Origin of the sequence: Amycolatopsis sp. FU40, assembly GCF_021903635.1 — a bacterium.
GTDB classification, from domain to species: Bacteria; Actinomycetota; Actinomycetes; order Mycobacteriales; family Pseudonocardiaceae; genus Amycolatopsis; species Amycolatopsis dendrobii.
In genome coordinates, this window is the sequence record NZ_CP091381.1 from 8,006,085 (window position 1) to 8,025,980 (window position 19,896).

A 19,896-nucleotide genomic window follows, 5' to 3' on the forward strand; every position below is an offset into this window, starting at 1 on the left:
AGAGCGGGATCGCACAGCCGGGGCTACCTTTGCCCGGCGGCGATCCCGCTCATTCTGCGGATTCTTCGAGCGCCCGGTCCACCAACCGCCGCGCCGCCCCGACGTACTGCGCCGGGTCGAGGAGACCGGCGAGGGTTGCGGAGTCGACGACGCTGGTGATCTCCGGTGTATCCGCCAGAATTTCCGACAGCGGCCGGTTTTCCTCGATGGCGCGCCGGGAGGCGGTACCCAGCAAGTCTTTCGCGGTCGCCTTACCCACCTTGGGCGCTAGCGCTGCCGACAGCCGCTCCGAGACGATCAACCCGTTGGTCAGGGTGAGATTCTCCTGCATCCGGTTCGCGTGAATGTCCAGCCCCCGCACTAAATCCACGGCGGTATGCGTCGCTCCGCCGGCCAGTCGCAGACATTCGCGCAGCAACTGCCACTCGGCCTGCCAGACCCCAGCCGAACGCTCGTCCTCCGCCAAACCGGACTGGGTGACTCCTGCTGCCAGCACCGGTACTTGCAGCGCCGCGGACCGGATCAACGCCGACTGCACCGGGTTTTGCTTGTGCGGCATTGCCGAGGACCCGCCGCCGGTCGCCTCGGTCGCTTCACCGATTTCGGTGCGGGCGAGGACTTGAACGTCGACCGCGATTTTGCCCACCGCCGTCGTCGCCCCAGCCAACGCGGAAGCCAGTTCGGCCACCGGAGTGCGATCCGCGTGCCAGGGCAGAATCGGCGCGCTCAACCCGGTTTCCTCGGCGAAGGCGGCGACTAACCGTTCCGCGTAGTCGGAGGTGCCGTCGCCGTACTGGACATACGCCGCCAACGTCCCCGCCGCACCGCCGAGCGACACCGGCAGCCGCAGCTTCGCGATCCGGCGGGCGGATTCCTGGACGCCTTGCCGCCAGATCGCCGCTTTCAGCCCGAACGTCGTCGGAACCGCGTGTGCGGTAAGGGTGCGTCCGGGCATGACCGTGTCGCGATGGGCGCGCGCCAACTCGGCGAGGGTGTCCGCGATCGCAGTCAGGTCCGCGGTGATCAGCCGCAGAGCGTCACGCGCGACGGACATCAAGGCTGTGTCGACGATGTCCTGACTCGTCGAGCCACGATGCACGTAATCGGCGACGTCCGGAACCTTGGCCGACAGCGTGCCTACGAGGCTGACCACCGGGTTCCCGGTCGCGCGCGCGTCGCGGGCCAGCTGGACGACGTCGAGTTCTCCCTCGCCCAACACCCGAGCGGCCGCGGTGATGCGCTCGGCTGCCTCGGACGGGACGGTGCCGAGCCGAGCCTGCGCGCGTGCGAGTGCGGCCTCCGCGTTCAGCATGGCGGCGGCGAACGCCCGGTCACCGGTCACCGCTTCGGCCGGGGTTCCGGCGCGCACCGGGGAGAGCAGGCCGGAGTCAGGATCGGCGGTCATGTCGTCCAGCATCGCACGGCGGGTGCTTTTCGGACGGCCGTGACCGCTCGCAACCCGGTGACGGTGGGTTGACCGGGGCGCGAGCTTCGCTGGCCAGCTCCGATGCCGATGCTGCTGACTGCCCGCAGTGCACAGGCGGCTGGATGCAGGCAGCGCGACTCGTCCGCAGCTGGCTGCGCGAACGGCTGGGCGACGGCGGCGCGCCCCAGCCGCAGCTGGTGATGTGCGAACGGCCAGATGCGAACGGCGCGACCCAGCCGCAACTGGCGGCGCTCGGGCAGCCGGATGCCGCAAGCACGACTCAGCCAAAGCTGTCAGCAAATGCACGATCGGAACGGTCGCCGATCTCCCGCGAGCAAGCCTTCATCTAGCCAGATCGCCACTCAGTACTCGAGCCCAGCCCATGCCATCGCCTCACTCCTCACCGGACGCAGCCGCCGCCAGTCACCACTGGCCACCGCATCACCCTCCGTTCAAGCCCGCGGCCGAAACACCAAGCAGCACCCTCACCGTCCAGTAGCTCCGTCCGTCACCTCCCGCAGCAAATCCGCATGCCCGTTGTGCCGGGCATACTCCGCGATCATCGACAGCAGCATCCACCGCAGCGAGAACGGCTCTCCCGTGGTCTTCCCAACCCCCTGCGCGTCCAGCGAAGCCGCTGCCGCGACGATCTCCCGGCTCCGGTCGCACTCCGCGCGCCACAAAGCCAGTGCCTCGCCGAAATCCCCGTCCAGGCGGTCGAAGTCCTGGTCCGGGTCGTCGTCCGAGTAGTGCAGCAGCGGGACGTCCTCGCCGGCGAACTGGATGCGGAACCACCATCGTTCGACGCTCGCCAGGTGCCTGACCAGGCCGTGGAGCGACATTGTGGACGGTGGCACCGCGCGCGTCGACGCGGCTTCCTGGCTCAACCCCGCACACTTCAGCGCGAGGGTTTCCCGGTGCCACTCCAGGTAAGCGAGCAGGGTCTCGCGTTCGTCGGCGACGCGGGGAATCGGCGGGCGGTCGCTCTCGGCGACCTTGGACAGATGCTTCGGGATCTGGCTCATGAGACGAGCGTCTCACCCGCCACCGACAATTTTCGGCGCCGAGGCACCGCATCGGGTGCACGGGACACCGGCCGCGCGCAGCAGTGGGCTAGACCACATGGCAGGGGCGGGTAGCTGCAGAATCCGTTCCTGTCGATGCGGAATTCAGGTGAATTCCGGTGTTGATCAGCACACTCAGGCACGGTTTCCGGACGGTGTTGTCGCTCCGTCAGAGGTATCGTGATCGGCATTCCGGGGATTAATCTTCTCGGCGGCCCGTGAACGCCCGCTCCGCCGAACAGCGGATGCTTCGCGGGGCCGAACGCACGAATGAAACGGTGAATACAGCGCCATGGTCGGAGCGAGTGTGCCGATGGTCGAGTTGTCGATGTACAGCCACGCCGGTGGTCAACTCGACCGGCTGTGCCGGGCAGTGGGATTCGATCCCGAAGAACGCCGTCACCTGGATCTTCTCCGGTTGTTGCTCGGCGAGTCCGGGGAAATGACCATCGACGCTCCGGCGCAGTTCCCGTGCAATGTGGCGGACGACACTACGCCCGTTGAATTCTCGGTCGCATTCGACGCCAATGGCGAATGTGTGGTACGGGTTCTCGGCGAGACCGTCGGGGCCCCGGACCCGCGCGGGTTCCTCGCTCAGGTGGCCGGCGAGTACGGCCTGGTCACCGACCGGCTCGACGCGGTCGCCGACCTCTTCCTCCCGCACGAGGAGCGCCGCGGGCCGTTCACGCTGTGGTACTCGTTGATCTTCCGCAACGGTTCCGCGCCGAAGATCAAGGTGTACCTGAATCCGCAGATCAGTGGGCCGACCATGGCCGATTCCCTGGTCAGCGAAGGGTTCCGGCGGCTGAATCTCGGCGAGGCGTTCGACCCGGTGGTCGAGCACGCGCTGCGCCGCGGCGAGCGCGACAACTTCACCTTCTTCGCGCTCGACCTCGACGACGACCCGCTGTCCCGGGTCAAGGTCTACGTCTCGCACGACGCCGCCGAGGCCGAGGACGCGGTGCGCGCGGCGGAGCTGGTGCCGGGCACGGACCCGATGCTGATCCGGGAGTTCCTCGCCGTGCTCGGCGGCGGAAAAGGTCCGTTCGAAGGTCGCCCGCTGGTTTCCAGTTATTCATTTGTCGAGGGCATGGGCGGCACTCCGGGAAACTACAGTCTTTATCTTCCTATTCGGAGTTACGTGCCCGACGACGAGGTGGCCCGCGCCCGCGTGCACGCCATTCTCGCGCAGTACGACTTCGACCCGACACAACTGGACAAAGCGCTGGCAGCGGTTTCGGAAAGGCCGCTGCGCGACGGCGTCGGACTGATCGCGCACGTATCGCTGAGAATGGGCGAGTTCGGTTCCGGAATCACGGTCTACCTGTCCTCCGAAGCGTATGCGGTAGCACCGCCGAGAAAACGGCCGGTGCTCGGCCGGATGACCTGACGCGGTAGTTTTCGGCTGTCACCCACAACTGGAGGAAAAACCCTGATGCGGACCTTCCCGCCGTACCGCTCCCAAGTCGTCGCCGAAATTCCGGTCACTACGCGTGCCGAGCGGGAACAAGCACTCGCCGCGGCGGGCTACAACGCGTTCAACCTGCCCGCGAACAAGGTCAGCATCGACCTGCTCACCGACTCCGGCACCGGCGCGGTCTCCACCGCGCAGGAGGCCGCCGCGGCCGCCGCGGACCGCTCGTACGCCGGGTCGGACTCGTTCTACCGTTTCCGCGACGCGCTGCGCGAGCTCACCGGCTACCCGCACCTCCTGCCGGTGCACCAGGGCCGCGCGGCCGAGCGCGTGCTGTTCTCCAGCGTGCTGGAAAGCGGCCGGATCTCGGTCAGCAACACGCATTTCGACACCACCCGCGCGAACGTCGAACTGCTCGGCGCCGAGGCGATCGACCTGCCCTGCGCGGAGTTCGGCGACCTCGACAGCCTCGAACCGTTCAAGGGCAACATCGATCTCGACGCCCTCGAACGCCTGCTCACCGGCCCGGAGGGCCCCCGCGTCGGCCAGGTGCTGCTCACCATCACCAACAACGGCGGCGGCGGACAGCCGGTCTCGATGGCGAATCTGGCCGCGGCGGCGAAGCTCGCGCGTACGCACGGGGTGCCGGTTTTCCTTGACGCCGCACGGTTCGCGGAGAACGCGTGGCTGGTCATCCAGCGCGAGCCGGGCTACGCGGACAAGACGCCGCGCGAGGTCGCCCGAGAGGCTTTCGGCCTGGTCGACGGATGTGTCGCGAGCCTGAAGAAGGACGGCATCTCGCCGATGGGCGCGTTCATCGGCCTGACCGACCCGGAACTCGCCCAGGCCTGCGAAACCAACCTGATCGCCACCGAGGGCTTCCGCACGTACGGCGGGCTCGCGGCACACGACCTCGACCGCGTCGCCAAGGGGCTTCAGGAAGTCGTCGACCCGCACTACCTCGCCGCACGCGCCGGCGAGGCGGCCCGGCTCGCGAAGCAGGCCAACGAGGCCGGGGTGGACATCGTGCAGCCGCCGGGCATCCACGCGCTCTACCTCAACGCCGGCCGCCTGCTGCCGCATCTGTCCGCATCGCGGTTCCCTGGCCACTCGCTGGCCTGCGAGCTGTACCTGGCGGGCGGAATCCGTTGTGTGGAACTGGGTTCGCTCTACCTCGGCACGCTCGACGAGCAGAACGAGCTGATCACCCCGGCCCCGTTCGAACTGGTCCGGATGGCGCTGCCGCGGCGGGTGTACAGCCAGGGGCACTACGACTACGTGGCCGAAATCCTCGGCGACATCGCGAAAAACCCGGAGCGGGTGCCCGGCTACCGGATCGTGGAAGCGCCGAAGATCCTGCGGCACTTCAATCTCCGGATGGCACCCGTCCACTGAGGGTCTATCAAGGACAGCGCAAAGCGAACGAGGGGGCTCCCCGCGCCGGGAACCCCCTCGCTGGTCTGGAAACCCGGCTCAGGCGGGTTGCGGAACCACCGTCATCGCGTGTTTCACCAGCCGGATCAGCGCGATCTTGCTCGAATCCCGCTGCCGCGCGTCGCACATCACGATCGGCACGCCGTCGGGCACCACGAGCGCCTCGCGGATCTCGTCGGCGGTGTAGCGCGGCGCGTTGTCGAAGCAGTTCACCGCCACGATGAACGGGATCTTCCGCCGCTCGAAGAAATCGACCGCCGCGAAGCTGGTCTCGAGCCTGCGAGTGTCGACCAGCACCACGGTGCCGATCGCACCGCGCGCCAGGTCGTCCCACATGAACCAGAACCGTTCCTGGCCAGGGGTGCCGAACAGGTACAGCACGTGCCGCGGCGAGATGGTGATGCGGCCGAAGTCGAGCGCGACCGTGGTGGTCTTCTTGTGCTCCACGCCGGAAAGGTCGTCGACGCCGGTGCTCGCCTCGGTGAGCACCTCCTCGGTGGACAGCGGCGGGATTTCGCTGACCGAGGCGACCATGGTGGTCTTCCCGGCGCCGAACCCGCCCGCGACGATGATCTTGACCGGGGTCGGCACCGACGCCGCGGCGTCTTCAGAGCTTGATGAGGCCATCGAGAACCGCCTGGAGTGTTTCGTGGTCCGGCACCTGGGCCGGCTGACGGGACGGGGCGCGGGTGATGACGAGACCGCGGTCGATCAGATCCCCGCACAGCACGCGCACGACGCCGAGCGGCAGCTTCACGTACACCGCGATCTCGGCCACCGACAAGGGTCTGCGGCACAGTTGCGTGATCGCCAGGTGCTCCGGGCCGAGCCCGACCGGGTCCGATCCCTGCTGCAGGGTCATCACCTGGGTGGAAAGGTCGAGCTGGTGTTCGGACGGGGTCCGTCCGCTGGTGATCGTGTACGGCCGGACCAGGGGTCCGGCGGCCTCGTCGTACCAGCCGTCGTCGCTCATGTCGCCTCCCGCAGCAGGTTCGCGGCCTCGCGCGGCGCCGACGCCAGGTAGTCGCCGACGCGCTTGACCAGCCGGTTCATCTCGTACGCGATCATTTCGACATCGATGTCCGCACCGGCGAGCACGGCGAGGCACGCGCCCTGCCCCGCGGCCGAGACGAAGAGGTACCCGCGTTCCATCTCGATCATGTTCTGCAGCACCGGCCCGCGGTTGAACTGCCTGCTCACCCCTTTGGCGAGGCTCTGCAGGCTCGACGCGATGGCCGAGAGCTGGTCCGAGTCGTCCTTGCTCATCCCGGACGACTTGCCGAGCAGCAGGCCGTCGGCGGACAGCACGATGGCGTTCTGCGCGCCGACGACGCGGTTGACGACGTCGTCGAGCAGCCAGTTGAGATCAGGGGTGGAATTCCCGTACTCGTTCATGCGGACAGACCCTGACTTTCGGTGTGGTGAGGTGTTCGGTCGTTATGAGTCATTTTGCCCGCCTCGCGCCCGGCGGGTGCCCTTGTGGAACGCCATCAGCGTCCGCGCGGTGGTCTCGCCCGCGTTGGTCACGTCCGCCTCGGCGGCGGCGTCCGGATCGTCGTGCAGCTGGGCGACGAGGTTCTGCTGCGGCTGCCTGCGCGGGAGCCGGGGCCGGTCGTCGCCCTGCAGCCTGCTGAGGTCGGGCTCCGCGGCGCGCGGCGCGGCCGGGACGTCCGGGATCTGGCCCGCGGACGGGGGATACGGCTCCGCGGCCCGCGGACTCGGCGTCGGAAGCGGACGAGCGGGATACGGCCGCGGCGTCGGCTGCGGTGCTTCCGGAGCCGGTCGCGGTGCGGCCGCGCTTTCCTGCGCGGGCGCGCCGACCTGGGCGAGCGCCGGGGCCTCGTCCGCGGGTTCGGGCGCGTTCGCGTCGGCCAGGTGGTTCGACGGGATCAGCACGGTCGCCCGGGTGCCGCCGTACCGCGACGGGTCGAAGGTGACCGTGATGCCCAGCCGCGAAGCCAGCCGCGCGACCACGAACAGGCCGAGGCTGGAGTCCGCGCGCAATGCCATCGCGTCGAATTCCGGCGCGTCGGCCATCATCGCGTTAGCCCACTCGCGCACGCCTTCCTTCATGCCGAGCCCCTGGTCGGACACGTCGACCACGACGCCGCGCGCGACCATCCGGCTGGTCACCTCGACCTGCGAACCGGGCGGGGAGAACGACGTCGCGTTGTCGACCAGCTCGGCGACGAGGTGAATGGTGTCGGCGACCGCGGTGCCGACGATCGCGACGTCCGGCACCTGCTCGACCTGCACCCGCGAGTACTGCTCGGTTTCCGAGACGGCCGCGCGCAGCACCTCCATCAGCGAAACCGGTTTGCGCCAGCGCCGGCCGGGCTGCTTGCCGCCGAGGATGATCAGGTTCTCGGTGGTCCGCCGGGCGCGTGCGGCGAGGTGGTCGAGCTGGAACAGCGAAGCCAGCTGGGTCGAGTTCTCTTCGCGGCTTTCCATTTCGTCCAAGATCTGCAGCTGCCGGTGCACCAGCACCTGGTTGCGGTGGGCGATGCCGAGGAACACGTTGTGCACACCGCTGCGCGCTTTCGCCTCGCTCGCCGCCGCGTTGACCGCGGTCAGCTGCGCGGTGTTGAACGCCTCGGCCACCTGGCCGATCTCGTCCCGGCCGTGGTCCAGCTTCGGCAGTTCGGCCTCGATGTCGACCGGATCGCCGCTCTTGAGCCTGCCGACGATGTTCGGGAGCCGGTTGCGCGCCAGGTCGAGCGAGTCGTTGCGCAGCCGCTCCAGGCGCGTCATCAGGGTCCGGTCGACCAGCGAGCGCGACACCCGGACCGCGACGATGATCGCGGCCAGCGAGGCGAGCAGGGCCACGATGCTGCCGATGATCGCGTTGCGCAGCTGCGCGTTCCCGGAGTCGATCGCGGCGGCGGAAACCTGGTCGGCCTGTTCGATGGTGAGCTGGTTCAGACCTTGGGCGACCTGTGCGGTCAGCGCGTGCCAGTCGCCCGACGAGACCGGGACGTTGTTCTGGTCGCCGCTGGTCCACGGACCGTGCTTGATCAGCGAGTCTTCGGCCGCGTTGAGCCGTTTCCACGCGTCGCTCGTCGAAAGCTGCTGGTAGTGCTGGCGCACGGCCGGTTCGAGGAACGGCGAGATCTGCGCCAGCTGTGTGCGGTAGTAGCCGACCAGCTGGGAGAACTGGACGAAGTCGTCCGGCGCGAAGGTGTTGCCGGAGAAAGCGGCCGACACCAGCGACGTCTCGCGCGACATCAGGTCGCCCGCGCGGAACAGCGAGGTCGCCGAGATCGCGCCCTGCACCGCGGTCGCGTCGGGGACGATGCGTGCCTGGGTGTCGAACAGCGTCGCCGCGGAGTCGAGAACGCCGTTGTAGTAAGCGTTCACCTGTGCGCGGTTGATGCTGCGGAAGTTGACCTGCGAACGCAGCACCGGCAGCTGGTCGAGCTGCGCCTTCAGCGCGGTGACCTTGGTGGCGATCTCGTCCGGCGCGCTGGAAATGGTGGCGGCGAAGGCTTCTTGCAGGCCCTTCAGCTTGCCGTCGCTGTCCTGCTCTTGTTGCTGCAGTTGCTGCGGGCCGGAGCTGGGGCTGTCGAGGTACTGCAGGGCGAGCTGGCGTTCCTGCTGCAGCGACGACAGCGCGGTGAGCGCGGGGATCGAAACGTCACGCACCGAGCCCGCGACGAGCCGCACGTACAAGCCGTTGATGAAGAAGGCCGTCGCCAGCACCGCCCACAGCACGAGCAGGGTGATGCTCGGGATCAGGACCGTCCGGGTCAGCCTCTTCCGGATCGACTTGTCGTACGCCTTGCCGGGATCGTCCTTGTTCTCCACGATGATTCACGAACTCCTGGGTCACCCTCGGCGAGAGTGCGGACACGGCCGGGGAAGCGGACACGCCAGTGGGTGCGAGTGGTCCTCGTCACGGAAATCTCGGATACACCCTTCGTAGGCCCACCGAACGGAACAGCCCCGGTTTCTATCACGAACGGGGGCCTCGTGGTGCCGCTGAACGAGCAGCCGGACGCCGTCTTGACGGCGGTTACCGAACGTAGCGGCGGGTTTCCCCGGCGTTTTCCGAGGCCCTGGCCCTGGCTGCGGATTTCGGACCAACGGGCTGGGCTGAATGAGTGATTCAAAAAGTGTCCGGACACTCAGTCAAGGTTCCGCGTGGTGGAACTGTCGGCGAATTGACTTGTCGACAGTAACTGTCCACAGTGGACTAATGGCTGATCCGCGGCGTCGGGCCGAGGAACGGGAGCAGTTCGATGCCGTCCTGAAGCGCGGCGAGGGTGCGCAGGACTCCGGCGCCGCCGGTGGCGACGTCAGCGGACAGTCGTAGCAGGCGAGTGCCGGGGAAGGCAAGGCCGCCGCGGAACGGGACCGCGTACCAGGAAAGCCGCGTCAGGTGCCGGTCGATCGCGTCCTGCGTGCGCCGGTCCGGCGTGCTGCTGAAGGCCAGTCCGGCGGCAAGCCCGCAGCGTCCGTTCAGCAGGCCGGGATGGAGCGCGAACTCCCCGCGGCACGCGACGCGCAGCGCGGGCAGGCTACGGGCGGCCTTCGCGTCGAAGCGGTATCGCGCCAGCTGTTCGGTGACGATCAGGATTCCGGCGCTGCCGATGCCCGCCCCGCGCCGCGAACCGCGGTTGCCGTCTCGGACCGGCAGTGAGCCGTCCAGCGCCGGGACGCATTCCTCCAGATCGCGTTCCAGCGCCTGGTCGGCGAACGACAGCCAGGCCGGTTCGCCGGTGCGTTCGTAGAGCCGCAGGAACAGCAGCGCCGGGCCGGACCAGCCGTACAACAGCCCGGCCTGCGCGGTCGCTCCCGGCGGTTCCGCGGTGTCCAATGCCTCGGCGAGCCGGATGCCGATGTTCAGCGCCTGCCTGCCGAATTCGTTGTCGCCGCGGGTCGCCGCGAAGTGCAGCCGGGTCAGGCCGATGCCGGCCAGCCCGCTCGCGAGATCGTGGCCGACGGTCTGGTCCACCAGCGCGCGCGAGGCGGCGAGGAGATTGGCGGCGGCCTTCCGGTAGCCGAACTCCTCCAGCACGTAAGCGATTCCGTGGCTGCCGTCGTAGAAACCCGCGCGGCTGGGCTGTTCCCCCTCGATCGCGTCGAGCAGCCACTGCTCGTGCTCGGGGAAGCGGCCGACGCCCGCGACGTGCAGCGAGTGCAGCACGCCCGCCGCTCCGGTGCCGAAGGTCGCGCCGCCGACGCGGAACTGCTCGATGTCGCCGGGGAACAGCCGATCCTCGCGCTCCGGGGTCGCGCAGGCGAGCAGGGCTTCGGCGATCTGCTTGCGCACCAGGGCCCAATCGGGACGGGGTTCGTCGAGTTCGGTGTGCGCGGGTTCGGTGTGCGGCGCGATGCTGTCGGCGTATCCGGCGGGCAGCGAGAACCGGCGTTCGGTGAGCTCCGCGGCCCAGCGGAGGCGTTCCGGCACCAGGTGGTAAAGCGGGGCCAGCGGCAGGAAGAGGCGGAGCCGCAGTGCGGTCTCGTCGCGGTCGAAGCCGGTCAGCGACACCGTGCCGGAGCTGTCGACCAGGATGTTGTGCGGGTTTTCGAGCACGACGCCGCGTTCGGCGGCTTCGGAGACGATCCGGTCGACTTGCGCCAGCACGGACAGCGCCTGTTTGCGGTAGGCGGCGAGGTCGGCTTCGGGGCAGTCGCGGCGGGTGAGCGGGTAATGCCGGGTGAGCCAGACGTCCAGCGGCAGGCCCTGCCGGTACTCCCGCACCAGGTAGTGCCGCTGTCCGGCGAGGTAGGCGTGGGTTTTCGGGATGCCGGGGATTCCGGCGAGCCGCTTGAGGAGGTCGTGTTTGCGCTCCAGTCGCGCGACCGCGTCGACGCCGTCGCTGTCCAGTCCGGTGTAGGGCCAGGCCTCCTCGACGAGCACCTGCTCGCCACCGCGTTCGGCCAGGTAGACGGCGGTGCCGTGGGCTTGGCGGAGTACCTCGGCGACCCGGTGCGGCGGCAGCGGCGCATCGGTGTACTCCGCGACGCAGTCGGGAATCCGGACCCAGTTCGGCACCGAGAAGTCCGGGCCTGGCGGCGCGGGTTCGAGAGCGCTGCTCGGCCTGCGCAGCGCGGGTACGCGGGCGCCGCCGTGCTCGGTCCACAGTGGCGTGAATCCGCCGTAACGCACGTGAATCGGGCATTCTCCGCAGCGGAGCGCGCCGTCGATATCCGGTCCGGGCTCGCCGGTGAGAAGTTCGGAAAGATCGTCGAGGATCCGCTCGAGCGCGCTATTGTCCGGAGGATAAATAGTGGCCAGCGCACCGGTTCCGCCGGTGGTCGGATATTCGGCATTGCGATCGAGGAAAATCGAACGGGAACGCAGGTGCCGGTGGTGCAGCCGGGCGCTCCGGCAGTACTCGCGAACGCGGTCCAGTACTCGGTCGGCGTTGCCGGGGGCGGCGGAAATCTCTACGGCCCAGCCTTGTTCCGGCAATATAGTGTCGAATGGATGGAGGTAGCGCCAATGGTCGCGCTCCTCTTCTGTCCACTGTGGACCGTAAGGTGGCGCGACCAGGTCGTCGGCGGATATTTCCCGTCGGCGGTCGAAGAACCACGGATCGGCGAGGCAGAATGCCTCGTGCCGGACGTTCATAAAAGTGGATCCTTCCGCGTGTGCGCTTCTCCGGTTCTCCGGCGACGGAAACCATTCCCGCACAGCTTCGGCGTCGCGCCAATCCGCCATTTCAGCGTTCGGCGGACCCGGGCGGGGCGAGGATAAATCCGGCACCGGCGAACCGAGAGTGAGTTACCGTCGCCCGGTCGAGCGGGATTTCCGTGGCATTCGGGAATTGACGGAATGCCAGCGACCCGTTCCGGTGAACGTGGCCCCGGCCACGCCGTCGGCCCCTCGCCCGTCCGGGTCGGCAAGCGAGGCGGGTACGTTGAGGCCGGCGGGCAGAAGGAGGAACGGGTGATCGTCGGGTTCGCGATAGCGGTCGCTGGATGCGCCGCGCTCGTCGCGCTGTGGAGTTTCGTCCAGGCGGCGCGCAAGAAGCTCCCGGACACCCCGCTGCTCGTCGCGCTCGCGGTGATCGAGGCGCTGCTGGTAGCCCAGCTCGTGATCGGGATCGTGCTGCTCGTCGGCGGGCACCACCCGGGCAGCCTCGCGACCTATCTGGCCTATCTGATCGGCTGCCTGGTCGTGCTGCCGGTCGGCGCGGCGTGGGCGCTCGCCGAGCAGAGCCGGTCGAGCACGGTCGTGCTCGGCATCGCCTGCCTGGCCATTCCGGTGATGGTGCTGCGACTGAACGAGGTGTGGAGTGGAGCAAGCGCGTAAGACGGCCACCGGCCCCGGCCGGATCCTGGTCGCGGTGTACGCCATCTTCGCGCTCGCCGCGACGTCGCGGGCGGGCGTGCAGATCGGCACGAAATTCCACGAGGCGCCGCTGGCGTACGTGCTGTCGGCCTTCGCCGCGCTGGTCTACATCCTGGCCACGATCGCTCTCGCCCGCGGCGGCCGGACGTGGTGGCGGATCGCGCTCGCCGCGTGCACGGTCGAGCTGCTGGGCGTGCTGACCGTCGGCACCCTGAGCATTTTCGACCGGCAGGCGTTCCCGGACGCCACGGTCTGGTCGGTGTACGGACAGGGGTACCTGTTCATCCCGCTGGTGCTTCCGGTGATCGGCCTGTACTGGCTGCGCCGGACCAGGGTCGCTTGAGCCGCTGGTCGGGGAACAGTACGCGGAACTGTCCGTAGCGGCGGTGGCGGCAGAAGAACAGGTGGTCCCCGGCTACTTTCGCCGGTTCTGGTTCGTGGGCGCGGGCTTGATGATCGAGGGCCCGTCCCCACCGGAACCGCGGCGACGAAGCCGCAGAAACGAGAGACCATGCGTTTGCGCACCTGTTTGCTCGTGCTCGCTACCGCGCTTGGCCTAGCCGGATTCGCCGGTCAGGCCGCCGCTTCGAGCGGGCCGACCTCGACCCCGGCGATCATCGGCGGCGGTTACGCCTCCAACGCCCCGTGGGCCGCGCGGCTGTTCGTGAACGGGCAGCAGAACTGCACGGCCACGATCATCGCGCCGCAGTACATCCTCACCGCGAAGCACTGCGTCGCCTCCAGCGGGACCTACACCTTCCGTATCGGCAGCCTCGACCAGAGCAGCGGCGGCACGATGGCGACCGGTGCCGCGATCACGCGCTACCCGGGCGCGGCTGACCTGGCCATCGTCCGGCTGTCCAGCTCGGTGAACGCGACGTACTCGCCGCTGGGCACCTCGACCGACGTCCGCGCCGGGCAGACGGTGCAGGTGTACGGCTGGGGCGCGACGAGCCGATGCGGTTCGGAGATCAACTGCCAGTCGCGGTACCTGAAGGTGGCCAACGTGCGCGTCACGACGCCGTCGTGCAGCGACTACGAAGGCGGCGTCGCGGTGTGCGCGACCTACGGCGACGGCATCACCGCAGGCGGCGACTCGGGCGGCCCGATGTTCGCGTCCGGACGCCAGGTCGGCGTCGCGTCGACCAGCGACCGGCAGAGCAGCACCGCGTACACCAACATCACGCGGTACCGCAGCTGGATCTCGCAGGTCGCGGGCGTCTGACCTCGCCGACGCCTGATTTTGTCGGTGGTCCGGCCTAGTGTTGGGAGTGCGCACCGCTTCCGTTGCGCGGAGGAGGAGAACCATGCCCGACAAGCTGATCCCGGGGCCGGACCACCCGATCACCGTTGAGCCCAACCCCGCGCGGGTGGTGGTCAAGGCAGGCGAGAAGACCATCGCCGACACCACCCGCGCGCAGGTGCTGCGCGAGGCCAGCTATCCGCCGGTGCAGTACATCCCGCTGGAGGACGTCGACCTGGCGATGCTGTCGCCCACCGAGCACCGCACGCACTGCCCGTACAAGGGTGACGCTTCCTACTACAGCCTCGCCGCGGTGCCGGACGGCGAGAACGCGGTGTGGGTGTACGAGGACCCGTACGACGCGGTGGCTCCGATCAAGGGGCACGTCGCGTTTTATCCGGACCGGGTGGAGATCGAGGAGGTCGGCTGAGGGTGGTTGCTGTGGCCCGGGCTGATCCTGCTTCGGTGCTGGCTCAGGGCGTTGCTGATCCGGTGTGCTGCTGCCCCGGTGCGCTGTTGATCCGGGCTCGGCGGTGTTCGCGGAGTGGTGCGGCACAGCGGTTCGAGGCTGATTCGGACTCGGCGGTGTTCGGCGTGTGGTGCGGCTAGGCGGTTCGGAGCTGGTTCGGGCTCGGCGTTGCTCGCGGTGTGGTGCGGCTCGGTGGTTCGGTGCCGATCAGCTCCTCGGTGTGGCTCGGCGGTTCGGGCCTGGTCGGCGCTTCGGTGCGGTTCAGCGGTCGTCTTCGAGCCAGGACGCCTCTCCTGCTTGCTGCAGTGCGTTCCAGAGCAGGTTGAGCGGATGGCTGTCCGGGTACGAGGATCGTTCGCCGCGCCGGGCGAACACACCGACGAGCAGTTCGAGTTTCGGCTCGATGTCGTCGACGAGGCCGATTGTGCGCAATCCGGAGGCGGCGTGCAGGCGGTTTTCTCCCGCGGCCTCGCCGAGTCCTTGGGTGACGAGCATGCAGCCGCGGATGAGACCCGAACGGAGCAGTTCGAATCCGTATTGCGCGGAGTCGATCTCGGCTACGATGTCGAGCCGGTTGCGGTAGTCGGAGCCGAACCAGCCGTGCATAAAGTCGTTGATCACGCCGCCGCTGGGCACGACGAGCGGAAGCGTCGGCAATTGGCTGGTGGCGACGGACTCCCCGGGCTTCGGAGTGTCCATATTGGTCACGATGCCGAGTCCGCTGCGCCGCCATTCGAGCACGTCGACCGAGTCGAGCGCGCTGGTCGTGACGACGCTGCCGCACACCAGGTCCACGTCCTTGGCCAGCAGCCGGTCGATGAGGTCTTTGGTGCGCACGTGCACCACGTTGAGCTCGATGTCGCGGGCACGGAACTGCTCGGCCACGAGATCGCCGGCGTGCGCGAGGCTGCCGAGGGTGTAGCGAGTCGCGCCGACGGTGAGCGTTCCGCCGAGTTCGCGCCGGCATTCGTGAATGGTGTCCAGCCATTCGGTGAGAGTGCGGCGAGCTTGCTGTGCGACGGCGCGCCCGGTGTCGGTAAAAAGGACGTCACGACCGCGCCCTTGGCGGTGCAACAATGGTTCGCCGCACAATTCCGAGAAATTGCGGTTGAGAGTGTCGAGTTGTTTTTGCACACTGGATTGGTCGCGGCCGAGCGTACGGGCCGCGGCGAGGGCGGTTCCGGTTTCCGCGACCGTGATCAGCGTGCGCAACTGGTCGAACGTCGTGTCGAGCAGTGCAGGTGACGACCGCAGGAGCCTGCTGAGCACGTTGAACGACGGCGACCGGAACGGGCTGGGTGCGGACATCGGGCAGGACTCGCCTTCTCATTCTCTTCGCGGACGCCCGCGAGCCTAACCCGGCGTTCCTGATCTCGCGGCCAGTTAAAAAAATCTGAAGATAATATCGCCGAACCAGTGGACGGCGCAAGCGGTCGGCGGGAAACTCCGTGACGCTTGATTCGATATGCTGATCCAAGGAGTTCGACAGAAGTGAGTTCGTACAGTTCCACCGGCGCGCGACGCTCCCGCACCCTGACCATCGGCGGGGGGCTGGGGTTGCTCGGCGCGCTCAGCGGGCTGCTGTGGGGTGCGATGGTGCTGGTGCAGGGCGAGGGCCTGATCCGGCCCGCAGTGCAGGAATACCTGCAGAGCGAAGGCCACGATCTGGCCTCGCGCGGCCTGCTCACGGTCGACGACCTGACCGGAATCGCCATGCCGTCTTTCACCAGCCGCGCGGCGATCTGGCTGGTCATCGGCCTGGTGACGCTGGTGTCGGCCGCGATGGTGCTCGCCGCGCACAACTGGGCCCGGGTGGTGCTGACGGTGTTCGCGGTCTTCGGCATCGGTCTCGGCCTGCGTGACCTGATCGACCTGAACCCGGCTTTGCTGAACGCCTTCGACGCGATCGCGGTGCTGAGCCTGCTGGCGGTGCTCGTGGTGCAGTGGCTGCCCGGGGCCAACCGGGCCGTTCGGGCGCGCAAGAACGCGGTGCTCGCGCGGAAGGCCGCGGCGTTCGCGGTCTGACGTTTCCGAGAGAACGCGGTATTTGCGGGCGGCACGTCTGAGGGGTCGTGCCGCTCGGGACGCCGAGCTGTGTGAAGGATTGCCGGAGGGCGGCTGTGTCGGGGGCAGCCGTCGAGGGCGGTAACCCTGTTTCGAGAGCAGTGTTGGTGAGGGGCCGTCTGCGAGGGCGTCGTTGGAGGGGCGGCGTTTCGCGGGTGGTGCATGACCGGTTGCTCCAGCAGATCCGTTTGAGGGGACGGATGCTGGTGCGCCACGCCCTCGGAGGAATGGCCGCTTGAGCCGGGCGCGGATCCTGGCTGAGGCCAACGACCCTGCGAGGGCGGCCGAATGAGGCGGCCCGTTGGGGAACGGCGCTGGAGGGGTGACGTTCGAGGGGCCGAGCCGTCGGGGCAGCGCTTCTGCGGAAGCGCTGCTGGGAGGGGAGTGCCACGCGAGGGGGAGTTCCGCCTCGCCGCTTGACCGCGGCGGGGCGGAACCGGGTCCGTGGGGTCGGTGTCTGTTGGCGGCGCGGGCGGGCTGGGTCGCGGATACGGCATTTGCTGACGGCCGCAGGGCCGATCCGGGTCGTGGGGACGGCGTTTGTTGATGGCTGCGGGGTGGATCCGGGTCGTGGGGTCGGCGTTTGTTGGCGGCTGCGGGGTGGATCCGGGTCGTGGGGTCGGCGTTTGTTGGCGGCTGCGGGGTGGATCCGGGTCGTGGGGTCGGCGTTTGTTGGCGGCTGCGGGGTGGATCCGGGTCGTGGGGTCGGCGTTTGTTGGCGGCTGCGGGGTGGATCCGGGTCGTGGGGTCGGCGTTTGTTGATGGCTGCGGGGTGGAACCTGCTCGCGGGGAAGTGTTTGTTGACAGCAGCGAGGCGGAATCCGCTTGCCTGGACGTGTTTGTCGACGGCGGCGAGGCGGAACCGGGGCACGGGGACCGCGGCTGTCGTCGCTCCCCGGTGACCGCTGCCGGGATCTGGCTGACCGACGGGTCGCTGTGGCAGCGGTCCTTACGCCCCGAGCGTCGGCGGGGTCGGACGCATGCCGGTTTCGGGGTCGACGGCGGTGCCCTCGCCGGCGAAGAGGTCTACATCAAGAACGTACTTGCGTTCATGCTCCTCGTCTTCTTCTTTCTTGCCACGTTGGGCCCCGGGCGCCGCCGCGCCGGACAGGCCCTTTCCGCCGGGTGCACCGCGTTCCCCGGCGACCCGGGAAGCCGCGCCTTCGCTCGCGCCCGCTCCGGAGCGCGGGCCTGCCTCACCACCCAGCCGTCCCGAACTGCCGCCGGGTTTGCCGGCTCCTTGGCGTCCGGGGCCACCCTCGGCGCCGGACCGTCCGGAGCCGCTGCCAGGCCGTCCGGGACCACCGCCGAGGCGTTCTGAGATGCCGCCGAGACGTCCGTCGCCGGGTCCGCTGATGGGCGTGACACCGAATTCGTTCCCCGCGCCCGGTACCGGAGGGGTTCTTGTTCCGCCGCGCCACGGGGTGTCCACGTCCGAACCCGAGGCAGACGGCGTGTAGCCGGAGGTGCTGGTGTGGTCGTTTCCGTTGCCAGGCAGTGTGTTCCCGGCTGAGCTGCTGTGCGGTGAAGTGCTGGTGTGGGCAGTTCCGGGACTGAATGTCGTGCCGACGCCGCCCGGTGCGTGAGGCTGATCGCCGGGAGCGGCCGGTCCGGGCTGGGGCTTCGGCTCGGTGGAGGGATGCTGCTGGATGGTGACGTCGCCGCCGTCGTAAGCGCCGATCGTGCCGTAGTCGACCTTAAGCTGCTGGGTGTTGCCCTGGCTGTCCGAGGTGAATTTCTCGTACGTGTCAAGGTTTTTCTGCTGCGCGCTGTCGTGCTCGATGAGCTTGGACATGACGTCCGCGTTCATCAGCCCGATCGCGGGCGTCGGGCTGGCGGTGGGCGCGGGCGGGATCGACGTCAGCTGATTCCGCAGGTTTTCGTGCATGGCGATGCCGGTGGCGTGCGTGTTTTCGTTGGCCGCGAAGGCATGTTGCGCATCGACCGCCGAGGCGCGGATCTGGCGCAGCCGCTCGCTCACCAGGTCGGCACCCTGCCCGCTCCAGCACGATTCCAGCTTCGTCATCGTCCCGGACAAGTCCTGGCTCATCGTCTCTTGCTCGCTGGCCAGTTCGCGCGCGGTCGCCGCGCCGTCGTGCCAGCTGCTGGGATCGGAGGCCTGTACTTCTTGGACGATGTCCTCGATGGGCACCGTCAACTCCTGGTGCTGGTCGAGGTAGTGCTTGATCGGCTCCCAGAACTTCATGTCACCGGCCGGCTTTCCGCTTCAGCGTGGTGATGACGTTGTCGGCCACCGACGCCGCGAGCGGGCAAGGATCGATCTTGCCGCGCTTGGTTTCACCTGGAGACGCCTCGACCGCGAAGGAAAGCTGATCGGTGACACCGACGTTGACATCGCAGCTATTGGAATTCGGTCCGGGACTGACGCTGTAGGCGACTGCCGGGAAGCCCTGGATGGGAGGAAGAACGTCGAAGCGCTTCATCTGCGGCCGGACGTTGGCGTAAACGTTGCTGAGGCCGTCGTTGCTCTTGGGGAAGAAGGACAAGCCGATGAAACTGTGGGTGTCCGGGCTGGTCCAATCGCAGGCGCGAGTGGGGACGGTGTCGGGTTTCCCGGTTACCGCGGAGCCGAGTTGAAAAGTGAGTTGTTCCGGGGTGAGGGCCTGGCACGGGTCGCCGGAAAGAGCGTTGTCGGGAAGCGGGTTCTCGACTTTCGGGGCACCGCCGTAGGGCAGCGACGGACCTGACGACGTGGTGGCCGGCCCCGCGGTGCCGTCGGTGGGCGTCGAGCAGGCGACTGCGACGACGGCGACGCTGAGCACTGCGAGGATCGTGCGCGGGTTCATCCGAAGTTTCCTTGGGCGCCGGGGCTGGGGGCGGTGTTCTGGATGGACTTGGCCTGGTCCTGATCGCTCTCGCCGATCGCGGCCAGTGCCTTTCGGATGCGGTCGATCAGTTCGGTGACGTACGACAGTTGCAGGTCGATGTGCTTGCTTCCGTAGGAGAACGCTCCCTGTTTCCCGGTTCCGTCACCGACCATGGCGACATGCATCGCCAAGGTCGACGGGTCCTTCGACGGCGGCTTCATGGCGCACAACGCAGTGACTTTGCGCTGCATTGCCAGCAGCCGGTCCTGGTACCCGCGCAGCTCGTGCAGAATTTCCTTCGCGACGTCCGCGTCCAGCGAGAACCCGCCCTGGCGGGGCTGGGATTCCCACGGATGAAAGATCGAGAACTCGACGTCCTCCCACACGCGAAGCCCTCCCCATGTTCGGTGTCATCAAATGCAGACAGCTAACAAAGTAGCTGATCACTCACTGTCTGTGTGACGTTCTCCGAAATGCGGAAGCCGACTAGACATTAATGCTCTAGACGCAATTACTATAGAACCCAAGAATGCGCAGTTCAAGCCGAAAAATGCCGGATCGCTGCCCGGTGAACGTCCGGCAGCAAGGGGTTCTCGTCGCCTGCTCGGCCGGCGACCACGATCTGGCAAGGGCGATCCCTGTTCGCGATCGACG

At 68.1% G+C, this 19,896-nt stretch carries 19 protein-coding genes; 8 read left to right on the plus strand and 11 right to left on the minus strand.

Translation table 11 applies throughout. The features are described 5' to 3' along the window. Positions 1-49 precede the first annotated feature (49 nt). Complete coding sequence (pcaB, locus tag L3Q65_RS37835; protein ID WP_237597807.1) at positions 50-1,405, minus strand: 3-carboxy-cis,cis-muconate cycloisomerase; 1,356 nt, start codon at positions 1,403-1,405, stop codon at positions 50-52. Positions 1,406-1,548: 143 nt separating this feature from the next. Here pcaB and L3Q65_RS37840 point away from each other — a divergent pair, with 143 nt between their 5' ends. Continuing rightward, positions 1,549-1,776: a hypothetical protein gene (locus L3Q65_RS37840; protein WP_182893794.1), complete on the plus strand. Its 228-nt coding sequence runs from the start codon at positions 1,549-1,551 to the stop codon at positions 1,774-1,776. Between the two features lie 135 nt (positions 1,777-1,911). On the opposite strand, the gene L3Q65_RS37845 is transcribed toward L3Q65_RS37840, so the two are convergent. After that, positions 1,912-2,451 (minus strand): DinB family protein, encoded by a 540-nt coding sequence (locus L3Q65_RS37845; protein WP_182893795.1) that lies wholly within the window; start codon positions 2,449-2,451, stop codon positions 1,912-1,914. Between the two features lie 331 nt (positions 2,452-2,782). Between L3Q65_RS37845 and L3Q65_RS37850 the strand changes: the two genes are divergently transcribed. Further along, complete coding sequence (locus L3Q65_RS37850; RefSeq protein ID WP_237597808.1) at positions 2,783-3,880, plus strand: tryptophan dimethylallyltransferase family protein; 1,098 nt, start codon at positions 2,783-2,785, stop codon at positions 3,878-3,880. Between the two features lie 45 nt (positions 3,881-3,925). Beyond that, on the plus strand, positions 3,926-5,299 hold the full coding sequence (locus L3Q65_RS37855; protein ID WP_237597809.1) for a tryptophanase: 1,374 nt from the start codon (positions 3,926-3,928) through the stop codon (positions 5,297-5,299). 78 nt (positions 5,300-5,377) lie between these two features. Here the strand turns inward: L3Q65_RS37855 and L3Q65_RS37860 are convergent, their stop codons facing one another. From L3Q65_RS37860 to L3Q65_RS37880, 5 genes are all read right to left on the minus strand, one after another. Continuing rightward, positions 5,378-5,965 (minus strand): ATP/GTP-binding protein, encoded by a 588-nt coding sequence (locus tag L3Q65_RS37860; RefSeq protein ID WP_051166491.1) that lies wholly within the window; start codon positions 5,963-5,965, stop codon positions 5,378-5,380. After that, positions 5,946-6,311 (minus strand): DUF742 domain-containing protein, encoded by a 366-nt coding sequence (locus L3Q65_RS37865; RefSeq protein ID WP_037807351.1) that lies wholly within the window; start codon positions 6,309-6,311, stop codon positions 5,946-5,948. The genes L3Q65_RS37860 and L3Q65_RS37865 overlap by 20 nt, the downstream gene beginning before the upstream one ends. Beyond that, positions 6,308-6,733, minus strand: a complete 426-nt coding sequence (locus L3Q65_RS37870) for a roadblock/LC7 domain-containing protein (RefSeq protein ID WP_009071597.1) — start codon at positions 6,731-6,733, stop codon at positions 6,308-6,310. The genes L3Q65_RS37865 and L3Q65_RS37870 overlap by 4 nt, the downstream gene beginning before the upstream one ends. Before the next feature lie 42 nt (positions 6,734-6,775). Beyond that, positions 6,776-9,142, minus strand: coding sequence for a nitrate- and nitrite sensing domain-containing protein (locus tag L3Q65_RS37875; protein ID WP_182893797.1), 2,367 nt, complete (start codon positions 9,140-9,142; stop codon positions 6,776-6,778). Between the two features lie 388 nt (positions 9,143-9,530). Further along, a complete protein-coding gene (locus L3Q65_RS37880) occupies positions 9,531-11,915 on the minus strand; it encodes a protein kinase/lanthionine synthetase C family protein (protein ID WP_237597810.1) in 2,385 nt (794 codons plus the stop codon). 318 nt (positions 11,916-12,233) lie between these two features. Here L3Q65_RS37880 and L3Q65_RS37885 point away from each other — a divergent pair, with 318 nt between their 5' ends. The 4 genes from L3Q65_RS37885 to L3Q65_RS37900 all read left to right on the plus strand — a co-directional run bounded on the left by L3Q65_RS37885 (position 12,234) and on the right by L3Q65_RS37900 (position 14,311). Then, positions 12,234-12,599: a hypothetical protein gene (locus L3Q65_RS37885; protein WP_182893799.1), complete on the plus strand. Its 366-nt coding sequence runs from the start codon at positions 12,234-12,236 to the stop codon at positions 12,597-12,599. Positions 12,600-12,621: 22 nt separating this feature from the next. Then, positions 12,622-12,981, plus strand: a complete 360-nt coding sequence (locus tag L3Q65_RS37890; protein ID WP_304504591.1) for a hypothetical protein — start codon at positions 12,622-12,624, stop codon at positions 12,979-12,981. A 168-nt stretch (positions 12,982-13,149) separates the two neighbouring features. Then, positions 13,150-13,863, plus strand: coding sequence for a trypsin-like serine protease (locus L3Q65_RS37895; RefSeq protein ID WP_182893801.1), 714 nt, complete (start codon positions 13,150-13,152; stop codon positions 13,861-13,863). Positions 13,864-13,945: 82 nt separating this feature from the next. Continuing rightward, positions 13,946-14,311: a DUF427 domain-containing protein gene (locus tag L3Q65_RS37900; protein ID WP_182893802.1), complete on the plus strand. Its 366-nt coding sequence runs from the start codon at positions 13,946-13,948 to the stop codon at positions 14,309-14,311. Between the two features lie 300 nt (positions 14,312-14,611). Here the strand turns inward: L3Q65_RS37900 and L3Q65_RS37905 are convergent, their stop codons facing one another. After that, complete coding sequence (locus tag L3Q65_RS37905; protein ID WP_237597811.1) at positions 14,612-15,658, minus strand: LysR family transcriptional regulator; 1,047 nt, start codon at positions 15,656-15,658, stop codon at positions 14,612-14,614. 183 nt (positions 15,659-15,841) lie between these two features. Here L3Q65_RS37905 and L3Q65_RS37910 point away from each other — a divergent pair, with 183 nt between their 5' ends. Then, entirely contained in the window at positions 15,842-16,375 is a 534-nt protein-coding gene (locus tag L3Q65_RS37910) for a hypothetical protein (protein WP_237597812.1), read from the plus strand. Positions 16,376-17,363: 988 nt separating this feature from the next. On the opposite strand, the gene L3Q65_RS37915 is transcribed toward L3Q65_RS37910, so the two are convergent. From L3Q65_RS37915 to L3Q65_RS37925, 3 genes are read right to left on the minus strand one after another with little or no spacing between them, the layout of a single operon-like run. After that, positions 17,364-18,620, minus strand: coding sequence for a WXG100 family type VII secretion target (locus L3Q65_RS37915; RefSeq protein WP_237597813.1), 1,257 nt, complete (start codon positions 18,618-18,620; stop codon positions 17,364-17,366). Position 18,621: 1 nt separating this feature from the next. Next, the gene (locus L3Q65_RS37920; RefSeq protein WP_237597814.1) at positions 18,622-19,221 is read right to left on the minus strand and encodes a DUF3558 domain-containing protein; all 600 of its coding nucleotides are present in this window, start codon (positions 19,219-19,221) and stop codon (positions 18,622-18,624) included. Next, entirely contained in the window at positions 19,218-19,628 is a 411-nt protein-coding gene (locus tag L3Q65_RS37925; RefSeq protein ID WP_237597815.1) for a hypothetical protein, read from the minus strand. The genes L3Q65_RS37920 and L3Q65_RS37925 overlap by 4 nt, the downstream gene beginning before the upstream one ends. Between the last annotated feature and the right edge of the window lie 268 nt (positions 19,629-19,896).